This is a genomic window from Halorubrum sp. 48-1-W (assembly GCF_003287355.1).
Classification (GTDB): Archaea; Halobacteriota; Halobacteria; order Halobacteriales; family Haloferacaceae; genus Halorubrum.
This window is the reverse complement of sequence record NZ_QMIM01000022.1, coordinates 62,161-80,902: the sequence shown is the minus strand read 5'-3', so window position 1 is coordinate 80,902 and position 18,742 is coordinate 62,161. Positions and strand designations below refer to the sequence as shown.

18 protein-coding genes are annotated in these 18,742 nt (G+C 70.2%); 10 read left to right on the top strand and 8 right to left on the bottom strand.

Annotated elements, in window-relative coordinates:
• The coding region (locus tag DQW50_RS11405; RefSeq protein ID WP_114526142.1) for a DUF2157 domain-containing protein at positions 1-853 on the bottom strand (853 nt) is incomplete at its 3' end.
• A gap of 83 nt (positions 854-936) precedes the next feature.
• The gene (locus DQW50_RS11400; RefSeq protein ID WP_112079397.1) at positions 937-2,049 is read right to left on the bottom strand and encodes an alanine--glyoxylate aminotransferase family protein; all 1,113 of its coding nucleotides are present in this window, start codon (positions 2,047-2,049) and stop codon (positions 937-939) included.
• A 144-nt stretch (positions 2,050-2,193) separates the two neighbouring features.
• On the opposite strand from DQW50_RS11400, the gene DQW50_RS11395 reads away from it, so the two are divergent.
• Positions 2,194-3,471 carry an aminotransferase class V-fold PLP-dependent enzyme gene (locus DQW50_RS11395; RefSeq protein WP_112079405.1) on the top strand — a complete coding sequence of 426 codons (1,278 nt, stop codon included), beginning with the start codon at positions 2,194-2,196 and terminating at the stop codon, positions 3,469-3,471.
• Positions 3,472-3,524: 53 nt separating this feature from the next.
• Here DQW50_RS11395 and DQW50_RS11390 read toward each other — a convergent pair whose 3' ends face one another.
• Positions 3,525-5,768 carry a S9 family peptidase gene (locus tag DQW50_RS11390; RefSeq protein ID WP_112079396.1) on the bottom strand — a complete coding sequence of 748 codons (2,244 nt, stop codon included), beginning with the start codon at positions 5,766-5,768 and terminating at the stop codon, positions 3,525-3,527.
• Between the two features lie 232 nt (positions 5,769-6,000).
• Between DQW50_RS11390 and sufU the strand changes: the two genes are divergently transcribed.
• The gene (gene sufU, locus DQW50_RS11385; RefSeq protein WP_112079395.1) at positions 6,001-6,426 is read left to right on the top strand and encodes a Fe-S cluster assembly sulfur transfer protein SufU; all 426 of its coding nucleotides are present in this window, start codon (positions 6,001-6,003) and stop codon (positions 6,424-6,426) included.
• Positions 6,427-6,570: 144 nt separating this feature from the next.
• A complete protein-coding gene (locus tag DQW50_RS11380) occupies positions 6,571-7,299 on the top strand; it encodes an Sjogren's syndrome/scleroderma autoantigen 1 family protein (RefSeq protein ID WP_112079394.1) in 729 nt (242 codons plus the stop codon).
• 25 nt (positions 7,300-7,324) lie between these two features.
• Here DQW50_RS11380 and glmM read toward each other — a convergent pair whose 3' ends face one another.
• On the bottom strand, positions 7,325-8,686 hold the full coding sequence (gene glmM / locus DQW50_RS11375) for a phosphoglucosamine mutase (protein ID WP_112079393.1): 1,362 nt from the start codon (positions 8,684-8,686) through the stop codon (positions 7,325-7,327).
• 156 nt (positions 8,687-8,842) lie between these two features.
• Here glmM and DQW50_RS11370 point away from each other — a divergent pair, with 156 nt between their 5' ends.
• The gene (locus DQW50_RS11370; protein ID WP_112079392.1) at positions 8,843-9,460 is read left to right on the top strand and encodes a hypothetical protein; all 618 of its coding nucleotides are present in this window, start codon (positions 8,843-8,845) and stop codon (positions 9,458-9,460) included.
• Between the two features lie 15 nt (positions 9,461-9,475).
• Here the strand turns inward: DQW50_RS11370 and DQW50_RS11365 are convergent, their stop codons facing one another.
• The 4 genes from DQW50_RS11365 to DQW50_RS11350 all read right to left on the bottom strand — a co-directional run bounded on the left by DQW50_RS11365 (position 9,476) and on the right by DQW50_RS11350 (position 11,830).
• Complete coding sequence (locus DQW50_RS11365) at positions 9,476-10,084, bottom strand: hypothetical protein (protein ID WP_112079391.1); 609 nt, start codon at positions 10,082-10,084, stop codon at positions 9,476-9,478.
• Positions 10,085-10,127: 43 nt separating this feature from the next.
• Positions 10,128-10,514, bottom strand: a complete 387-nt coding sequence (locus DQW50_RS11360) for a hypothetical protein (RefSeq protein ID WP_112079390.1) — start codon at positions 10,512-10,514, stop codon at positions 10,128-10,130.
• Positions 10,514-11,209, bottom strand: a complete 696-nt coding sequence (locus DQW50_RS11355; RefSeq protein WP_112079389.1) for an ATPase domain-containing protein — start codon at positions 11,207-11,209, stop codon at positions 10,514-10,516. Before DQW50_RS11355 ends, DQW50_RS11360 begins: the two co-directional genes overlap by 1 nt.
• A gap of 132 nt (positions 11,210-11,341) precedes the next feature.
• Entirely contained in the window at positions 11,342-11,830 is a 489-nt protein-coding gene (locus DQW50_RS11350; protein WP_112079388.1) for a chemotaxis protein CheW, read from the bottom strand.
• Between the two features lie 102 nt (positions 11,831-11,932).
• On the opposite strand from DQW50_RS11350, the gene cheB reads away from it, so the two are divergent.
• From cheB to DQW50_RS11320, 6 genes are all read left to right on the top strand, one after another.
• Positions 11,933-13,018, top strand: a complete 1,086-nt coding sequence (cheB, locus tag DQW50_RS11345) for a chemotaxis-specific protein-glutamate methyltransferase CheB (RefSeq protein WP_241964404.1) — start codon at positions 11,933-11,935, stop codon at positions 13,016-13,018.
• Positions 13,018-15,129 (top strand): chemotaxis protein CheA, encoded by a 2,112-nt coding sequence (locus DQW50_RS11340; protein ID WP_112079386.1) that lies wholly within the window; start codon positions 13,018-13,020, stop codon positions 15,127-15,129. The genes cheB and DQW50_RS11340 overlap by 1 nt, the downstream gene beginning before the upstream one ends.
• Complete coding sequence (locus tag DQW50_RS11335) at positions 15,126-15,929, top strand: protein-glutamate O-methyltransferase CheR (RefSeq protein WP_112079385.1); 804 nt, start codon at positions 15,126-15,128, stop codon at positions 15,927-15,929. Before DQW50_RS11340 ends, DQW50_RS11335 begins: the two co-directional genes overlap by 4 nt.
• Entirely contained in the window at positions 15,929-17,137 is a 1,209-nt protein-coding gene (locus DQW50_RS11330; RefSeq protein WP_112079384.1) for a HEAT repeat domain-containing protein, read from the top strand. Before DQW50_RS11335 ends, DQW50_RS11330 begins: the two co-directional genes overlap by 1 nt.
• A complete protein-coding gene (locus DQW50_RS11325) occupies positions 17,138-18,010 on the top strand; it encodes a CheF family chemotaxis protein (RefSeq protein WP_112079383.1) in 873 nt (290 codons plus the stop codon).
• A gap of 280 nt (positions 18,011-18,290) precedes the next feature.
• Positions 18,291-18,740, top strand: a complete 450-nt coding sequence (locus DQW50_RS11320; RefSeq protein ID WP_112079382.1) for a GNAT family N-acetyltransferase — start codon at positions 18,291-18,293, stop codon at positions 18,738-18,740.
• Positions 18,741-18,742 lie beyond the last annotated feature (2 nt).

The window sequence follows — 18,742 nt, the reverse complement described above, 5'->3', positions numbered from 1 at the left end:
CGCCGGCGCGGCCGACCGCGACGGCGGCGGCGACGACGGCGACAGCGACGAGCAGGACCGTCCCGGCGGAGAGGCCCTCCGGCGGCGACCCGACCGCGACGACCGGCACGAGCGCGGCGACTCCGAACGCGCCGCCGACCCAGCGGAGCGTCGCTGCGAACCGCGGGAGGTCGGCGGCGGTGGATTCGGGATCGTCACCGCCGGCGACGAGTCCGGCGACGTACACGAGCCCGCCGTACGCCCCGAACAGGAGCACGAACTCCGCCGGGTCGACCGCCGACAGGAGGGTCACAGCGCCGAGGACCGACCCCGCGCCGCCGATCGGCCGGGAGTCGAGCCCGGCCGCGATCGCGACCGCGACCCCGGTCCACGTCACCAGGAGCCACGTTCGGACGGCCGGGACCTCGAGACCCGGCGTCAGCTCGGCGAGCCGGAAGAGGGTCACGCCGGTGAAGAGCGCAGCGAGCAGCCACAGTCCGTGTGCGGTCCGGGGCGCGCTCCCCCGGAGGCGTGCGCCACTGCCCCCGGCAGCGACGGGTATCCCCACGAGGAGCACGACCCGGGCGAGGACCGGGACCGACTCCCAGCGCTCGTAGAGGTACGCGCCGACGCCGACCGCGACGAGGACGCCGCCCATCAGCGCCAGCGCGACGACGATCCGGTTCTCCCCGAGGAGGGTACTACCGCCGCTGGCCGACTCCTCGTCGTCAGTCGGTTTCTCGTCGTCCGTCGTTTCGGGAGCCCCGTCCTCCCGGTTCCGCTCGAACTCGCGGATCCGGGTCGCGGTCTCCGCGTCGATCACTCCCGCGTCGGTCCATCGCTCGACGGCCGCGCGGAGGGAATCGCGGTCCATGTCCCGAGGGACCGAGGGACGACTCAAGTATCTTGTCGGGGATGGGTCCGGGAGCCCGTCCCCACGGAACCGGGGGAGGGCCCCTACAGGTCCGCCACGTCCTCGATGGCGTCGGTGAGTTCCTTCACGCTCTCGACGGTGTGTTCGCCCATGTGGCCGATCCGGAACGTCTCCTCGCCCAGCTGGGAGCCGTACCCGTTCGAGAAGACCATGTCGTACTCCTCGCGCACCGCCTCGATGGTCCCGGCCACGTCGATCCCCCGCGTGTTCTCGATACAGGCGACCGTCTGGGACTCGTAGCCCTCCTCGGGGAACATCGCGAAGTGCTCGTCCGCCCACTCGTGGACGTACTCGGTCATCTCGCGGTGGCGCTCGTCGCGGGCGTGGTGGCCCTCGGCGAGCATGTGTTTCATCTGCTTGTGGTACGCCAACATGATCGGGATGGCCGGCGTCGAGTGCGTCTGGCCCTTCCGGTCGTAGTAGTCGATGGTGCGGCGGAAGCCGCCGTACCACGAGGAGGTCCCCTTCTCGACCTCGCGCTCGTAGGCGTCGTCGCTGACGACACAGACCGCGAGCCCCGGCGGCATCGCGAACGCCTTCTGGCTGGACGCGAAGATCACGTCGATGTCGTGTTCGTCGATGTCGACGTAGTCGCCGCCCAGTGACGAGACCGCGTCGACGACGAAGTAGGTGCCCGGGTACTCCGCGACCACGTCGCCGATCGCCTCGATCGGGTTCCGGACCCCGGTCGAGGACTCGTTCATCACGGTCGCGACCACGTCGTAGTGCTCGTCGCTCGACTCCAGCGCCTCGCGAATGTCCTCGGGTTTGACGGCCTCGCCCCACTCGTACTCGAGGCGATCGACGTCCTTGCCGAGCCGCTCGGCGACGTTGGCGTGGCGCTCGCTGAAGCTCCCGCACGTGGGGACGAGGATGTTCTCGTCGACGAGGTTGAGCGTCGACGCCTCCCAGAACTCGGTGCCGGAGGCGGTGAGGATCACGACCTCGTTGTCGGTGCCGAGGAACTCTTTCGTGTCCTCGACGATGGTGGTGTACAGGTCCGTCATCCGGTCCATGCGGTGGCCGAACATCGGCTGAGCCATCGCCTCGATGACGTCCTCGCGGACCTCCGTGGGACCCGGGATGTACAGCGTCTCGTCGTCGTAGTCGTCTCGGTATTCGTGTTCGGTCGTCACTGAAGTCACCCGATATCGTACACCCAGTCGGGAGGCGGTATGGTACTTTTGATACGCGGTTTCGCCCCGTTCGGGCCGATCCACGATACGGGCAACACGTACCGGACCGAAGGTGTGTTAGTGCTCGGGGCCCTCCATCCGGTAATGGGAGTCCAAGAACAGTACCCGTTCGACGTGGCGGCGATCCGCGACGACTTCCCGATCCTCGATCGGTTGGTCGGCGGCGACCCCACGTCGCCCGGGCAGGACGAGGCGGACGACGTCGGCCTCGTGTACCTCGACAACGCGGCGACCTCACACACGCCCGACCCGGTCGTCGACACGATCGCCGACTACTACCGGAGCTACAACTCCAACGTCCACCGCGGGATCCACCAGCTGAGCCAGGAGGCGTCCGTGGCCTACGAGGAGGCCCACGACGTCGTCGCCGACTTCATCGGCGCGGACGGCCGCGAGGAGGTGGTCTTCACGAAGAACACGACGGAGGCGATGAACCTCGTCGCGTACGCGTGGGGGCTCGCGGAGCTCGGCCCCGGCGACAACGTCGTGCTCACGCAGATGGAACACCACGCCTCGCTCGTCACCTGGCAACAGATCGGTAAGAAGACGGGCGCGGAGGTCCGGTTCGTCGAGGTCACCGACGAGGGGAGACTCGACATGGCCGACGCCGAGGCGAAGATCGACGACGACACCGAGATGGTGTCCGCCGTCCACGTCTCGAACACGCTCGGGACCGTGAACCCGATCCGCGAGCTGGCCGACCTCGCACACGACCACGACGGACTGATCTTCGCGGACGCGGCCCAGTCGGTGCCGAACCGCCCGGTCGACGTCGCGGAGCTCGGCGTCGACTTCCTCGCCTTCTCCGGCCACAAGATGTGCGGGCCGACCGGGATCGGCGCGCTCTACGGCCGGCGGGAGCTGCTCGAGTCGATGGGGCCGTACCTCTACGGCGGCGAGATGATCCGGAAGGTGACCTACGAGGAGTCGACCTGGGAGGACCTCCCGTGGAAGTTCGAAGCCGGGACCCCCTCGATCGCCCAGGGGATCGGCCTCACGGCCGCGATCGAGTACCTCGAGGACGTGGGGATGGAGCGGATCGAGGAACACGAGAGCCTGCTCGCCGAGTACGCCCACGACCGGCTGACCGACCTCGGCGGTGTGGAGATCTACGGCCCGCCGGGCGACGAACGGGGCGGCCTCGTCGCGTTCAACGTCGAGGGCGTCCACGCCCACGACCTCTCGAGCGTCCTCAACGACTACGGCGTCGCGATCCGGGCGGGCGATCACTGTACCCAGCCGCTCCACGACACCCTCGGCGTCGCCGCCTCCGCGCGCGCCTCCTTCTACCTCTACAACACCGTCGAGGAGGTCGACGCCCTCGTCGACGCGGTCCGCGAGGCGCGCGACCTCTTCGCCTGAGCGGACCGCTGTTTCACTCGAGTTCCAGCGGCCTCACTCGAGTTCCAGCAGCCTCAGTCGAACTCCGGCGGGTACGCCCCGACCAGCAGGTGGACCCCGTCGACGTCGTCCTCGGGCTCGAACCCGAGCGCCTCCCCGTAGAACGCGAGTTCGGCCGCGTGTGCCCGGGCGATGTTGTCGGCGTCGCGGAAGCCGTGGCGTTCCTCGGGGAACTCGACGTAGGCGTACGGCGTCCCGCCCGCGACGAGCGCGTCGATCATCGCCTCGGCCTGCGCGGGCGGCACCACCTCGTCCTCGCCGCCCTGGAGCAGCAACAGCGGCGTGGAGATCCCCTCGGCGTGGTACAGCGGGGAGCGCTCGCGGTAGATCGCCTCGGCCCCCGGGAGCGGGCCGACCAGCCCGTCGAGGTACCGCGACTCGAACTTGTGGGTCTCCGCGGAGAGCGCCGCGAGGTCGGCGACGCCGTAGTAGCTCGCGCCGGCGTCGAAGGTGTCGTGGAACGCGAGCGCGCACAACACCGCGTATCCGCCGGCGCTCCCGCCCGAGATCGCGAGCCGGTCCGGGTCGGCGAGCCCCTCGGCGACGGCGTGGCGCGCGGCGTTGACGCAGTCCAGCGTGTCGCGCACCCCCCAGTGGCCGTCGAGGGCGTCGCGGTATGCCCGGCCGTACCCCGTCGATCCCCGGTAGTTCACGTCGAGGACGGCGATCCCGCGGGTGGTGAAAAACTGCGTCGACGCCGACAGCGACACCTCCGACCGGCTGGTGGGGCCGCCGTGGACGGTGACGACGAGCGGGGGCCGAGCCGGGTCGCCCGGCGGGCTCACGTCGGGGTTGTGCGGCGGGTAGTAGTGCGCGTACGCGACGGTCCCGTCCGCGCCGACCGCGTCGCCGGTCGGGAAGACGATCGGTTCCGGCGTCGAGACGTACGCCGGGTCGATCGGGTCGTCGGTCGACTCGCGGAGGTGGCGCGGGCCGGCACGGTCGGTTTCGGACGGATTCAGGTCGTCGCCCGCGGTCGAGGACGGGTCCGGGCCGTCGCCCTCGTCGCCGGGCGTCCACGCCACCACCGCGCTCGGCGCGTCGGGTCGGTGTCCCACGAACGCGACGCGTTCCCCGTCGGACCGGATCGACGCGGGGCGAAACGAGCTGTACGGCAGGCCGGGGTCTTCGAGGTCGCCGGTGGCGGGGTCGAGCAGGCGGAGGCTCGGCTCCCCGTCGGCCGTGTACAGCGTCGCGATCCGCCCGTCGTCGAGGAAGGCGTACGTCGAGAGCCCCAACCGCCACATGGGCGCCCCGAACTCCGCGTCGACGGGGTGGAGGTTCCGGAGGCCGCTCCCGTCGCCGTCCGCAACCGCCGTGTCGGCGTCGGCTTCGATCCGGTAGAGGTTCCACCAGCCCGTCCGGTCGGAGACCGCGTGGAGGGTCCCGTCGGGGGACCACGCCGGAGAGCAGACCGACTCCTCGGGCCCGCCGGCGACGACGCGACGGCTCCCCCCGACGGGCCCGCCGTCCCCGTCGAGGTCGACGACGACGAGTTCGGTCCCGTCCCACGGCATGTTCGGGTGATCCCAGCGGAGGTACGCGAGCCGGTCGCCGTCGGGTGCGGGTCGCGGAGCTGCATAGAAGTTACGGCCGGCCGCGATCACGGTCGGATCGGGAACCGGCCCCGCGTCGCCCCCCTCGTCGTCCTCGGCCGGGAACAGCGGTATCCGGACCACCTCGTTTTCGGGCTCGTCGTCGGTCCCGGGGCCGACGTGTCGTTCGCGGACCGCGTACGCGGCCCCCGCGTCGGGGTCGACGGTCACGTCCGCGTACCGGAGCGCGAGCGGCTCCGGCGGGTCGGGGGTGATCGGCGTCGGGGCAGTGCTCCCGTCGGCCGGCAGCCGGTAGAGCCGCTGGTCGTCCATGTTCACGGCGACGAGCGTCCCGTCGGCGACGGCGAAGTCGCCGCCGCCGTACTGGTGGACGAGCGTCCGGACGTCGAACCCCTCGGGGGTGAGGTCCTCGTGAACCGACGGTTCGTCGCTGTCCTCCCGTGTCCCGCCGGCCTCCTGTGTCCCGCCGGCCTCCTGTGTCCCGCCGGCCTCCTGTGTCTCGCCGGCCTCCTGCGTCTCGCCGCCCTCCCGCGCCCGGTCGAGCGGCGCGCGACGGAGGACGCCTTGACCCCCCTCCGCGGGCCGCCGTTCGAGCCAGTACGCGTGTTCGCCGTCGATCCGGACGCCGGCGAAGTCGCGACCGCCGGCCGCGACGTCCGCCGGAGCGATCGGCGAGGGCCACTCGCCGTATGGCGTCGACATACACGGGGGTCGACGCGGATCGGCTTAAACGTACGCGGGGCCTGCTGGCCGATCCCGGACGGTGGAAACACGGGTCGCACGATACGGTGGAAACACGGGTCGCACGATACGGTGGAAACACGGGCCACACGATACGGCCGGGCACGACTGTGCCCGTCGACGAGGCCGCGTTCGGCGGCGTGACGGTCCCGACGGAACGCTTTTGAACGCGACTGGCCTACCAGGATACAGTATGGGAACCGGCTCGGACATGTACCGACAGCAGATCCTCGACCACTACAAGAACCCGCGCAACTATGGGGAACTCGAGGACCCGGACTTCACACACGTCGGCGAGAATCCCTCCTGTGGCGACACGATCAAGGTCGAGGTCGCCCTCGACGACGACGGAGAGACGATCGAGACGGTCGCGTTCACCGGCGACGGCTGTGCCATCTCGATGGCCTCCGCGAGCATGCTCTCCGAGCGGCTCCGCGGGATGACCGTCGACGAACTCGACGCGCTCGACACCGACGACGTCACCGAGATGCTCGGCGTCGACATCTCGCCGATGCGGATCAAGTGCGCGGTGCTCGGCCGACAGGTCGCCCAGGACGGCGCGAGGATCCACCGCGGCGAACTCGACCCCGACGCCGACCGGACCCGCACCGAGGAGTGACGGGCGGGCCGGCGTGCGCGGGAACCCGGGACTCCCCCGACCGGATCGCCGCCGACCGGATCGCCGCCGACCGGATCGCCGCCGACCGGATCGCCGCCGACCGAGCCCACCGGACTTTTGCTCGTGAGTCACGTTCGACCACGCATGAGCGACGAGTTCGACAAGGAGGCCGAACGCGAGAAGCTCCGCGAGAAGTTCGCGGAGGACGAGAAGAAACGCGAGCACACCCAGCGGATGTCCGAGCTCCTCTTACAGGGGGCGACGATGACGAACCGCCACTGCGAGACGTGTGGCGACCCGATCTTCCGACACGACGGCCGGGAGTTCTGCCCGACGTGTCACGCGACCGAGGACGGGTACGAGGTGCCCGCTGAGGCGGCGGACGCGGCCGGCGACGAGCCCGAGGACGCGACCCCGGCGAACGGGACCACGCCCGGGGCGGGGAGCCCCGCGACCGCGGTCGACGACGCCGTGGCCGCGGACGACGAAGCCGGCCCGCCCGCCGCGGGCGAAGCGGCCGGACGAGCTCCCGCGGGGAACGCCGACCGCGACACCGAGGTCGGCGACGTGGCGGGGACGTCCCGCGACGCGGGCGTGACCGAGGAGGCGCCACGAGACGCGGGGGGGACGCCCAAAGACGCGGGGGGGACGGCCGAAAGCGCCGACGCCGGGTCGGTCGCCGCCGGAACGAGGCCGGCTCCCGCCCCTGGAGCCGACGCCCCCGCGGGCGTGGGTCCGGCCCGGGAGTCCCTGACGCGGACGCTGACGCGCTTCGCCCGCGCTGCGGAGGAGGTCGAGGACCCGCGACGCGCCCGCGAGCACCTGCGGGCCGCACGGGAGGCGGCGGAGGCGCTCTCGGCGCTCGAGCGCTGACGCGTTTTCTGTCCGCGAACCGGTCCTATCGGCCGCTCTCGACGGCGATCCGCATCTCCTCGGCCAGCCGTTCGGCGCGGTCGGCGTCGGCGGACTCGGCGTACACCCGGATCTTCGGCTCCGTCCCCGAGGGCCGGACGAGCACCCACGCGTCGCCGTAGTCGAGCCGGTAGCCGTCGGTCGTGTTCGGCGTCGCCTCGGACGTCTCGACGAACGCCCGCGCGGCCGACAGCATGTCCTCGCGCTCGTCGGTGTCCTCGTACTCGACGTTGACGCGCACGAAGTGGTAGTCGGTGTACGGGGCGATCGCCTCGCTCACGGGGGCGTCGGCGTCGGCGAGCAGCTCGAGGAAGCGCGCGCCGATGTACGCGCCGTCGCGCGAGAGCCGGTACGGGGGGAAGAACACCCCGCCGTTTCCCTCGCCGGCGATCGGGACGCGGACGCCCTCCTCCTTCAGCTCCCGCGTCCGCGTGATGATGTTGGTCGCGCCGATAGGGGTCAACTCGAGGTCGGCGTCGTTCCCGTCACAGACGTCGACGAGCCGCTGGGAGACGTTGACGGCGCTGACGACGGCCTCGCCCGGTCGGAGGGCGTCGTCGGCCAGCGCTGCGAAAGAGGTGTCGCCGTCGACGACCGCGCCGGTCTCGTCGACGAAGACCGCCCGGTCGGCGTCGCCGTCGTGGGCGATCCCCACGTCCGCGTCGGAGGTCGCGACGAGCCGCGAGAGCGCGGTCAGGTTCTCCGGCACCGGCTCGGAGTCCCTGCCGGGGAAGTGGCCGTCCGGCGTGGCGTTCACCGTCAGCACCTCACAGCCGAGCTCGCGGTAGATCCGCGGGGAACTCGTCGACGCGGCCCCGTGGCCGGGGTCGACCGCGACGGTGAGCCCCGCGTCGGCGATGGCCTCGCGGTCGACGGCGGCGACGAGCTGGTGGGCGTAGTCGTCGACGACGCCCTCGACGGTGGTCTCGTTCCCGGCGGTCCGCCAGTCGGCGTGGTCGTACTCGTCGTCGAGCACGCGGCGTTCGACGCGCTCCAACACGTCGACGGAGAGTTCGACGCCGTCGTCGCCGACGAGCTTGATCCCGTTGAACTCGGGGGGGTTGTGCGAGGCGGTGACGAGCACGCAGGGGACGCCGGCGGACTCACAGTAGTTGCCGACCGCGGGGGTGGGGACGACGCCGAGCCGGTCGACGTCACAGCCGACGGCGGCGAGCCCGCTCGCGGCGGCGTTGGCGAACAGCTCGCCGGTGGTACGGGTGTCGCGAGCGACGGCGACCCGGTCGGCGTCCCAGCTCGACCCGGCCGCCTTCGCGATGTCGAGGACGAGCTCCGGCGTGAGATACCGGAGCGCGACCCCGCGAATACCGCTGGATCCGAACAGCTCCATGGGCGGCCATGGGCCGGCCGACGGGAAAGCGGTTCCGAACGCGTCGCTCGCTCCGTCGACGACGCGCTCCCCGTCGATGACGCGCTCCCCGTCGATGACGCGCTCCCCGTCGCCGTCACTCGCGGGGTTGAAACGCGTCCCGGCCGTATCGCACGCATGATGCGATCACGGCGGAACCTGTTATGTCGAGCCGGCACGGTCGCCGTCGCGGTCGGCGCGACCGCGACGGCCGGCTGTCTCGACGCCACCGCGGGCGACGGCCCGCAGGGGCCCGAGGGGACGCCGGAGACGCTGTCGTGTCCCGACGAGGCGTTCGTTCGGCTCGAGGCTCCGTTCGAGGACCCCGTCGAGTCGCGGATCGTGGAGACGGACGGCGAGGGCGGCGGCGGGACGCGTCTGGAGCTCTCGGCGGAGGGCACCGCAGAGACGTACGGCCAGGCGATCCGGCTCGTGCTCCGGAACACCGGCGACGGACCGGCCGAGACGCACGGCGAGTACGCGTACTCGATACAACGCCGGACGGACGAGGGCTGGCTCGACGTGCGTGGGTCGACGAGCAGTGGACCCGTCGACCTCCCTCGCGAGGACGACACGCTCGAAGCGGGCGACACCTACGACTGGTCGATCGACCTCGAGGAGTCGGCCATCTCGGCTGCCGTGCCCGGTCGCGAGCTCACGGTCTGTCCCCCGCTCGGGGCGGGAGCTCACCGCTTCGTCTACTGGGGGGCCCTCGAGGCTCCGCCGATCGGGATGGAGTTCGAACTCGTCGGCTGAGGCGTACGGCTTCGGTCAGAACGATTCCCAGCCGGAGGGCTGTCCCATCCGGTCGCGGGCTCGGAACTGCCGTTCGCCGTCCTCGATGCGGGTCTCGACGACCAGATCGAACGGCTCGTACAGCGTGTGGATCACCTGGTCGTCGTGAGTCGTCGAGCCGACGACGCCCACGAACGGCCATCCCTGTCCGGAGGACTGCGAGGCCATCACGCGGGTGAACTGGTAGACCCGGTCGGGGTCCCAATACATCAGGAGTTCCGAGAGCGAGTAGATGCCGACCGCCCGCTCGCGACCGACCGAGGCCTCGACCACGTCGGTGAACTTGACCCCGATCTCCGTGAGATCGCCCGGACCGCTCACGTACTTCGTCGTCGGCGTGTCGGCGCGTTTGTCCCCCTGCTGGTGGGTGACACAGTCGATGACGACGAGGTCGTCGCCGCCGCTCCCGACGATCCGGTCGTGATCGGCGCGGACCTTCTCGGCCGTCCGGCCGGTCGAGACGACGACGGGCGCGTCCGACCACACTGCGAGCAGTCGGTTGAACAGGTCGTACTTCCCGCTCATCGGTGGTCCGCTGACGAGGACGCTGTCGGCGGAAACGACGGCGTCGGGAAGCGGACTCATGTCTCCCACATCGGGGCGACCCCGATAAAACCCTTCCGAGGGATCACTTTCGGAGGAACCTCGGCAGATCAAGCGAGGACGGTGGCCCGGTTCGCGGGGATCGGACGAGGGTCAGCTCACTGAGGGCTCCGGGGAGCGCCGACGGTAGCGGCGGTGACCGTGGTGTCCCCGCCGCGTCGACCAGCTCCGTCCAGACGGCCTCGGGCTCTTCGACCGGGGTCTCGAGCGCCCTCGTTCGCCCCTCGTCGTAGGCGAGTTCGACCATGCTCCGTTCGTACGCGCCGGGAAACGTCGCGAGGATCCGTTCGAGTTCCTCGGGGCGCTCCCTCCCGCAGCCGGCGGCCACCCCGAGCGCGAACGCCCGGTCGATGGCTGCCTCGTGGGTCAGCTCCGTCCCCTCCCAGTCCGTTCCGAAGGTCCGGTCGTACATCACCGGGTCACCGCCGTGGCCGAGCCGACGCGGATGCCCCCGTCGGTGAACTCGACGTCCTGGATGTCGGTGTTCACGTCGGTTCCCCGCATCTTCAGCACCTGTATTCCCCTGCGCATTCCCTCGTCCTCCAGGTAGTTGTGGAGGAAGACGACGCCGTGTGCGAGGTAGTGTTCCTCGGAGTACGCGTCGGGCTCGGTCATCTCGGAGATGAGCATCGTCGTCGCGTCCGTGCGCTTCAACGAGGAGAGAAGCTGGATCATCGTGTCCTCGTCGTCGTCGAGCAGGAACCGCAACAGCATCGTCGAGTCGAAGACGACCCGGTCGATGTCACGGGAGTTGACGAACCCCGTGAGCCGGTTCGTGACGCCCGAGCGGTCCCGCCGTTCGCCCGGGAGCCCGAAGAAGCGGCGGCCGTCCGCGGAGAAGGAGTCGAGGAAGGTCACCCGGTCGGTGTCGAGCGCACGGTCGAACCCGAAGTCGTACCCCCCCATGTCGCGGCGGATCCCCTCCTTCGTCTCGTGCATGCTGACGTACAGCACGTCGTCCCCGTTTCGGGCTCCCTGGGCCGCGAACTGCGAGCAGAACGTCGTCTTGCCGCTGCCGGGCGGGCCGCTCACCACGTACAGCCGGTCGGAGGGGAACCCCCCGTCGACGAGCTCGTCGAACCCGGGAACGCCGCTGGAGACTCGCATACGTCGACCACCCCAAGCGACCGGATAAGCGTTCGTACCCGTTTCTCAGCGGTGAGAACCCGAACCGTTCCGAGACGACCGACGACGCGGCGCTGGCTCGGATCGACGAACCGGCCCGAGCGTGCCCGTCCGTCACGCCTCGACTGACTCGTCCGACGGCGGGTCGCTTCCCGCTCCGTCGATCCCGACGTCGGCGTCGACGTCCGGGGCGACCCAGACGACGAAGCGATCGTCGGATTTGACGATCCCGTGGACCCCGCCGTCGTCGGCGGTGGTTCCCTCGTCGACGTCGTCGGCAGCGACGTCCCTGACTTGGAACACCTCGTCGACGATCCAGCCGACCGTCCCGCCCTCGGAGACCCGGTCGTCGTCGAACACGACGATCCGCTCGCGCGGGCCCGTCTCCTCGATCGAGAAGAGCGTCTTCGGATCGATTATCGTGGTCGTTCGCCCCCGGAGGTCCATCACTCCCTCGACGTGGTCGGGAGAGTTGGGGATCCGCGTGAGCTCGCCGGCGTCGACGATCTCGTCGATGACCCCGATGTCCAGGCAGTACGTCCCCTCGCCGAGACCGAACTCCAGCACCTTCGTGTGTTCGGCGTCCGCCTGCGTGGCTGGCATACTCCCATTCGTACCGAGCCGACGGATAACGGTATCCCCTGGATTATCACTGGTGATTCCTAGGTCCGTGGGTTTATGCTCGTTCTGGGACCGGTTTCGGACATGAGTAGGACGACGGATCGACGTGGCGGCCGAAGCGACGCCCCGCGGGTGGTCGTCGTCGACGACTCGGCGTTCATGCGTGGGCTTATCGGCGACCTCCTGACCGACGCGGGGGTGGCCGTCGTCGGCGAGGCCGGCGACGGGGCGGAGGCGCTGTCGGTGGTCGACGAGACGCGACCGGACGTGGTGACGATGGACGTCGAGATGCCCGGGATGGGCGGGCTCGAGGCCGTCGAGCGGCTGATGGCGGAGACGCCGACGCCCGTGTTGATGCTGTCGGCACACACCGCGGAGGGCGCCGAGGTGACGTTCGAGGCGCTCGAACGCGGCGCGGTTGACTTCTTCTCGAAGCCCGGCGGCGAGGTGTCCACCGGCGTCTCGCAGGAGGCCGACCGACTCGTCGAGGCGGTTCGGTCGGTCGCGGACGCGGACCTCGAGGCTGCGACCCGCGACAGGTACCCGCCGAACGGGGCCGACACGGGGTCGCCGTCGGCGGTCGACCTCGACAGCTCCCTGACCGCCGTCGTCGGCGCGTCGACCGGCGGCCCCAGGGCGGTCGAGCGCGTGCTCTCCGCGCTCCCGATGGCCGACTGTCGGGTGCTCGTCGTCCAGCACATGCCCGAGGCGTTCACTCCGCGGTTCGCCGAGCGGCTCGACTCGGCCTCCGCGTACGACGTCCGGGAAGCGACGGACGGCGCACGGATCGGGGCCGGCGAGGCGCTCGTCGCCCCCGGCAGTAGCCACATGCGGGTCGATAGCTACCGCGCGGGTCGTCTCCGCGTCAAACTCGTCGACGAACACGCCGTGGCTGGCGATCCGTCGGTGACGCCCGCCGTCGACGTGACGATGCGGTCGGCCGCGAGGACCGTTTCGGACCCGCTCGTCGGCGTGGTCCTCACGGGGATGGGCGACGACGGTGCCGTGGGTATCCGGGCGATGGCCGACGCCGGGGCACGGACGGTCGCCCAGAGCGAGGACACCTGCGTCGTCTACGGGATGCCGAAACGCGCGGTCGGAACCGGGGCCGTCGATTCGGTGTGCGACCTCGACGACGTCGCCGGCGCGATCCTCGGGGGTGAGGCGTGATGGACTCCCACCGTTCAGCGTTCGTCGCGGAGGCCGAAGAGGGGGTCACCGACCTCAACAACGCGCTGCTCGCGCTCGAGGCGGACCCCGAGGACGACACGGCGATGGACGACGTGTTCCGGGTCGCACACACCCTGAAGGGAAACGCCGCCGCGATGGGGTACGAGGACGTCTCCTCGTTCGGCCACGCCCTCGAGGACCTACTCGACGCGGTCCGTGACGGCGACCGGGAGGTCACGCCCGAACTGATGGACCTGCTCTTCGAGGGGGTCGACACCGTCGAGGCGATGGTCGCGGAGATCGGGGAGACGGGCGAGGTGTCGACGGACCCGTCCGCCCTCGAATCACGGCTTCGTGCCGTCGAGGAGCACGGAGCCGCCGATCCCGGCGTGGGGGCGGCTCCCGACGGCGACGGCGACGCCACCGGGGACGCGGATGCGGAGGTCGACGAGACCACCGACGTCGACGGCGATCCCGGTGTCGACGTCCCCGAACCGCCGGCTGTGGCGGCCGAGTTCGCGGACGCGGTCTACGCCGAGGTGACCGTGGGCGAGACGGCGATGCCGGGCGTCGACGCGGCGCTCGTCCTCCAGGCGCTCGAGGAGCGCTTCGGCGAGTACGCCACCCGGCCGGACGCGGAGGCGCTGGAGGCGGGCGAGTACGACGGGAGCTTCGACGCCTTCGTGGCCGACGCCGACCCGGCGGTCCTCACGGACGGCCTCGAGGCGCTCACGCAGGTGGCGGCGGTCCGGACCGCGTCCGTGACCGACGAGCCCGGGACCGAACCGGACGGCGAGTCCGAATCCGACGGTGTCGACGCTCCTCCCGATACCGACGCCGACGTGGACGACGACGAACCGGACGATCCCACCGCCGACACGGCGTCCTCCGAGTCGGACGATCGCGAGCAGATCAACTCGATCCGGGTCGACGTCGACCAGGTCGACGCGCTGTACGGGCTGGTCGAACAGCTCGTGACGAGCCGGATCAAGCTCCGGCGGGAGCTCGAGGAGACCGGGACGGAGCCCGATACGCTCGACGAGCTCGACAAGCTCGCCTCCAGCCTCCAGGACACCGCGATGGACATGCGGCTCATCCCGTTCTCACAGGTGTCCGACTCGTTCCCGCGGCTCGTCCGGGACATCGCCCGCGACCTCGACAAGCGCGTGTCCTTCGACATCGAGGGCGACGACGTCGAGCTCGACCGGACGATCCTCACGGAGATGCGCGACCCGCTCGTCCACGTGTTGCGGAACGCGATCGACCACGGGATCGAGCCCCCCGAAGAGCGCGAGGCTACCGGCAAGGACCCCGCGGGACACGTCGAACTCACGGCGGAGCGTGAGCGTGACCACGTCGTCATCGAGGTCGCCGACGACGGTGCCGGCCTCGACGCCGACCGGCTCCGCGACAAGGCGGTCGCGGAGGGGGTCGAGAGCCGCGAGACCGTGGAGGCGATGACCGACGGCGAGGCGTACGACCTGGTCTTCCACCCGGGCTTTTCCACCGCCGAGGAGGTCACCGACGTTTCCGGACGGGGTGTCGGGATGGACGTGGTGCGGACGACCGCCCGGGACCTCGACGGCTCGGTCTCCGTCGACAGCGAGCCCGGCGAGGGGACGACGGTGCGTTTCCGGCTCCCGGTCACCGTCGCCATCGTGAAGGTGATGTTCGTCGACGTGGACGGCACGGAGTACGGGATCCCGATCAAGTCGATCGCGGAGGTGTCCCGCGCGGACGACGTGGAGACGGTCCACGGCGACGAGGTGGTTCGCCACGAGGACGACCTCTACTCGGTCATCCGGCTCGCGGACCGACTCGGTGGCGATACGCGATCGGGACCGGGAACGGCCCATCCGCCGGACTCCGCGGCGACCGACGGCGGGTCCCTCGACGTCGACGACACCGCGGCGACCGCCGACGAGGGGATGCTCGTCCGGATCCGCGAGGGGACCCGGAAGGTGGCGCTCCACTGCGACGGGGTGTTGGACCAGGAGGAGGTGGTCGTGAAGCCGCTCGACGGCCCGCTGTCCGGAACGCCCGGACTCAGCGGGACGGCCGTGCTCGGCGACGGCGACGTCGTGGCCGTCCTCGACGTGGTGAGCCTATGACCGGCGAGACGACCTTCGAGGGCGTGCTCGAACAGATCGACGACTCGGTGCCGTTCGAGCCCGGCTACTACAACGAGTCGTACCTCGATCGACGGATCACCGCCCGGATGCGTCGACGCGGGACTGAGTCACACCGCGAGTACCGACGCCTGCTCCGCGAGGAGGCCGCCGAGCGTGAGGCGCTCATGGACGCGCTCACGATCAACGTGACGGAGTTCTTCCGGAACCCCGAGATGTGGGAGGTGATGCGGGACGTGTTGCGGGGACTCACCGACGAGAAGCGGCGCGTCCGCGTCTGGTCGGCGCCGTGTGCCGACGGGCGCGAAGTGTACTCGCTCGCGATGCTCGCGTGCGACGACGACGCGATAGACGAGTCACGGGTCGAGGTGCTCGGCTCTGACATCAGCGAAGAGGCGCTCGATCACGCCCGTACGGGAGTCTATCACACCACTCGGACGACGGACATCGCCGAGGAGCTCGAACTGCTCTCGGATCCGAACCGCTACGTCGACCGTGAAGGTGACGCGTTCCGCGTTCGCGAGGCGCCACGACAGCTCGTGACGTTCGACACCCACGACCTGATCAGCGACGGGTCACGGGGCCCCTTCGACGTGGTGCTGTGCCGGAACCTCCTCATCTACATCGACACGGACCACAAAGGGTCGCTCTTCGATACCCTCGAGGCATCGCTCGCGCCGCGCGGCGTCCTCGTCGTCGGGATGACCGAGAGCGTCCCTCCGGACCGCACCGACGGGTACGAACCGATCGACAAACGCCGTCGGGTGTTCCGGAGGAACTGATGTCGCTGTACCAGCACGCTCGTGAGGGGAACGTCGAGCGGCTCAGGGACGCGCTGGCGAGCGACAGCGTCGCCGTTCGGAAGCGTGCGGTAGAGCTCCTCGGCGAGCTCGCCGACGAGGACGACCAGCCGACGATCGACGGACTCTTGCGCACAGCGACGGCCGACGAGGACCCGGGAGTGCGCGGTGCCGCGGTCGACGCCCTGGACGAGGTCGGACAGGAGGCGCTCGAACAGTTGCTGACGGAACTCACCGGCGGGAGTGGATCGGAAGCCGAGTGGGTCACCGCCCGGAAGTTCGCTCGCGCGCTCGAGGCGGAACGCGCCGAACTCCGCATCGCGGCGGCGAACGCGCTCGCCCGCCTCGACGAGCCGAGCACGCTACCCGCGATCGTCGACGCTCTCTCGGATCCGGATCCACGGGTGCGGCTCCGCGCGTGTCACGCCTGCGGGACGTTCGCCGACCCCCAGGCGATCCCTGGCCTGACCAGGCGCCTCGACGACGAACCGCGCGTCCGTCGGGCGGCCGCGAACGCGCTCGGGGCCGTCGGGACCGACCGCGCGCTCGATCCCCTGATCGACCTGCTCGAGGACCCCGACGAGTCGCTTCGGCGGATCGCCGCGAGTGCGCTCGGGAACGCGAGCAATCCGAAGCCGGTGGAGCCGCTCGCGCGCGCACTCGGCGACGAGAGTGCGGTCGTCAGGAACGCGGCGGTGTATTCGGTCATCGAACTGCTCTCGAACGTCCCGACCGAACACAGCCACGCGGTCCGTGACCGTGTGGTCTCCGAACTGAAGGCGGCCGACGACGAGACGGTCGTCGAGCCCCTGGTCGAGATCCTCACCGAGGGCACACAGAGCCGACAGCGCCGGAACGCGGCGTGGATCCTCGGACGCGTCGCGGACCCCGACTCCGAGCCGGCCGTCGAGGCCCTCGCTGGCGCGCTCGACGACGAGGACCCGGGGACCGCCCAGTTCGCGGCGACGAGCCTCACGAACCTCGGCGGCCCGATCGTCGAGGACCGGTTGCTCGATCGGCTCGGCACAGAGCGTCCCGACGAGGTTCGTGCGAAGGCGGTGTTCGTGCTCGGTCAGATCGGCGGACAGGAGACGCTGGATCGCTTGGAAGACCTGACCGACGACGAGAGCTCCGCGGTCCGCAAGCGGGTGTTTTCGGCGGTCTCGAAGCTCCGGGCGGGTGGTGTCTAGATGCCGACCGGCGACGGCGAGTACAAGGTCACGGACACCCAGGCGCGGTTCGCGGTCGCCGTCCGCGAGGGGAGAGCCATCAACGACGTCTCCTGGACGCCCGGCCGGGTCTTGTTGTCGAACCGGCGACTGATACTCGCGGGCAACGACGGAAAACGGACGGTCCCGCTCTCGAGACTCGAGGGATTGGGTGGCCGTCACGACGCCAATCAGTCGATCGCTCGGGTCTCGAACTACGTGAGTTTCGACCTCGGCGAGCAGGTGTTGCTCGTCGCCGCCGCCGACCACGAGTCGTTCGAACGCGACGTGTATCGCGCACTGCTCGATCAGCGGATGCTACTGGCGAAACACCCGGCAGTCGAAGGCGGCGTCGTCCAGGACACCGGCTGGGAGCAGGCCCGGGTGAAGATCGACGAGAACGGTCTCGGTGCCGCGCTCGAGGGCGGCGCGTTCGTGGAGTTCGACCTCGACGACATCAGCGGGCTCGACGCCGCGAAACGAACCGTCGACGGGGAAAAGAAACCCGTGATCGAGGTGTCACACACCGACGACGAGGAGACGAGCATCGAGACGCACCTCGCCGGGACGCCGCGGCGGATGCGGTTCGTCGAGTCGTGGCTCCGGAAGGGCGAGGAGCGAAGCTCGACGAACGTCGACCTCTCGAGTCGGGACCGGGAGGTGTTGATGGCGCTGTACTCGGGCGTCTCGCCGTTCGAGATCCCCGCGTTCCTGGGCAGCGACGTCGACGAGGTCGAGGAGACGTTCGAGCGGCTGATCGAACTGGAGGTCGTCGAGGAGGTGCGGGTTCGCCGCGAGGTGGCGCTCAACTCACGCGGCCGAAACATCGCCAGCGAGGCGATGAACGAGCAGTGAGGTCGGGGCGTCTGCGGTAGTACGGTCGCCCCCGTCGACGGCACTACCGTTGTCCCGTCGGTGGACGGGAGGCGTGGTGGCGAACAGCCGGCTGGGACGTTTCCCGGTCGGGTCGCCGGACGCCCGCCTCGCCCGATCCGGGTCCGTGGTCAACGCACGGGTCGGTTGGCCGCGTTTTCGGCCTTAAACGTGCGGAGACGTCGGCTCCGAGATCGGATCCGTCCCCGCCGTTCCGCGGCCCGGCAGTTACTTGTTGTGGGCGAGACGCGTTTCGGTCGACATGACCAGCCCCACCGCGACCGACGTCCGAGAGCTCACGACCGACGCCGAGTTCGACGCGGCGTACCCGATACTTCGTGAGCTCCGGGATCACCTCGACCGCGCCGAGATGGAGACGGTCCACGAACGAATGCGCGAGGAGGGGTACCGCCTCTTCGGCCGGTACGACGGGTCGGAGCTCGTGGCGGTCGCCGGGGTCACCGTCGGTACGAACTTCTATCTGGGAAAACACGTCTTCGTCCACGACCTGGTGACGACCGAATCCAGACGGTCGGAGGGACACGGGTCAGCGCTGCTCTCGTTCCTTCACGGGTGGGCGGACGACCGCGGCTGTGAGACGGTCGAGCTCGAGTCGGGGCTCTGGCGGGAGGACGCCCACGAGTTCTACGAGGACGTCGGCTACGAGAAGTACTGCTACTCGTTCACGTACGACCTCGACGCCGGGGAGTAGGC

Coding starts and splice junctions, on each gene's coding strand:
- DQW50_RS11395 (WP_112079405.1), top strand. CDS start 2,194: ATGGGAGTCCAAGAACAGTACCCGTTCGACGTGGCGGCGATCCGCGAC.
- DQW50_RS11390 (WP_112079396.1), bottom strand. CDS start 5,768: ATGTCGACGCCATACGGCGAGTGGCCCTCGCCGATCGCTCCGGCGGAC.
- sufU (WP_112079395.1), top strand. CDS start 6,001: ATGGGAACCGGCTCGGACATGTACCGACAGCAGATCCTCGACCACTAC.
- DQW50_RS11380 (WP_112079394.1), top strand. CDS start 6,571: ATGAGCGACGAGTTCGACAAGGAGGCCGAACGCGAGAAGCTCCGCGAG.
- glmM (WP_112079393.1), bottom strand. CDS start 8,686: ATGGAGCTGTTCGGATCCAGCGGTATTCGCGGGGTCGCGCTCCGGTAT.
- DQW50_RS11370 (WP_112079392.1), top strand. CDS start 8,843: ATGATGCGATCACGGCGGAACCTGTTATGTCGAGCCGGCACGGTCGCC.
- DQW50_RS11365 (WP_112079391.1), bottom strand. CDS start 10,084: ATGAGTCCGCTTCCCGACGCCGTCGTTTCCGCCGACAGCGTCCTCGTC.
- DQW50_RS11360 (WP_112079390.1), bottom strand. CDS start 10,514: ATGTACGACCGGACCTTCGGAACGGACTGGGAGGGGACGGAGCTGACC.
- DQW50_RS11355 (WP_112079389.1), bottom strand. CDS start 11,209: ATGCGAGTCTCCAGCGGCGTTCCCGGGTTCGACGAGCTCGTCGACGGG.
- DQW50_RS11350 (WP_112079388.1), bottom strand. CDS start 11,830: ATGCCAGCCACGCAGGCGGACGCCGAACACACGAAGGTGCTGGAGTTC.
- cheB (WP_241964404.1), top strand. CDS start 11,933: ATGAGTAGGACGACGGATCGACGTGGCGGCCGAAGCGACGCCCCGCGG.
- DQW50_RS11340 (WP_112079386.1), top strand. CDS start 13,018: ATGGACTCCCACCGTTCAGCGTTCGTCGCGGAGGCCGAAGAGGGGGTC.
- DQW50_RS11335 (WP_112079385.1), top strand. CDS start 15,126: ATGACCGGCGAGACGACCTTCGAGGGCGTGCTCGAACAGATCGACGAC.
- DQW50_RS11330 (WP_112079384.1), top strand. CDS start 15,929: ATGTCGCTGTACCAGCACGCTCGTGAGGGGAACGTCGAGCGGCTCAGG.
- DQW50_RS11325 (WP_112079383.1), top strand. CDS start 17,138: ATGCCGACCGGCGACGGCGAGTACAAGGTCACGGACACCCAGGCGCGG.
- DQW50_RS11320 (WP_112079382.1), top strand. CDS start 18,291: ATGACCAGCCCCACCGCGACCGACGTCCGAGAGCTCACGACCGACGCC.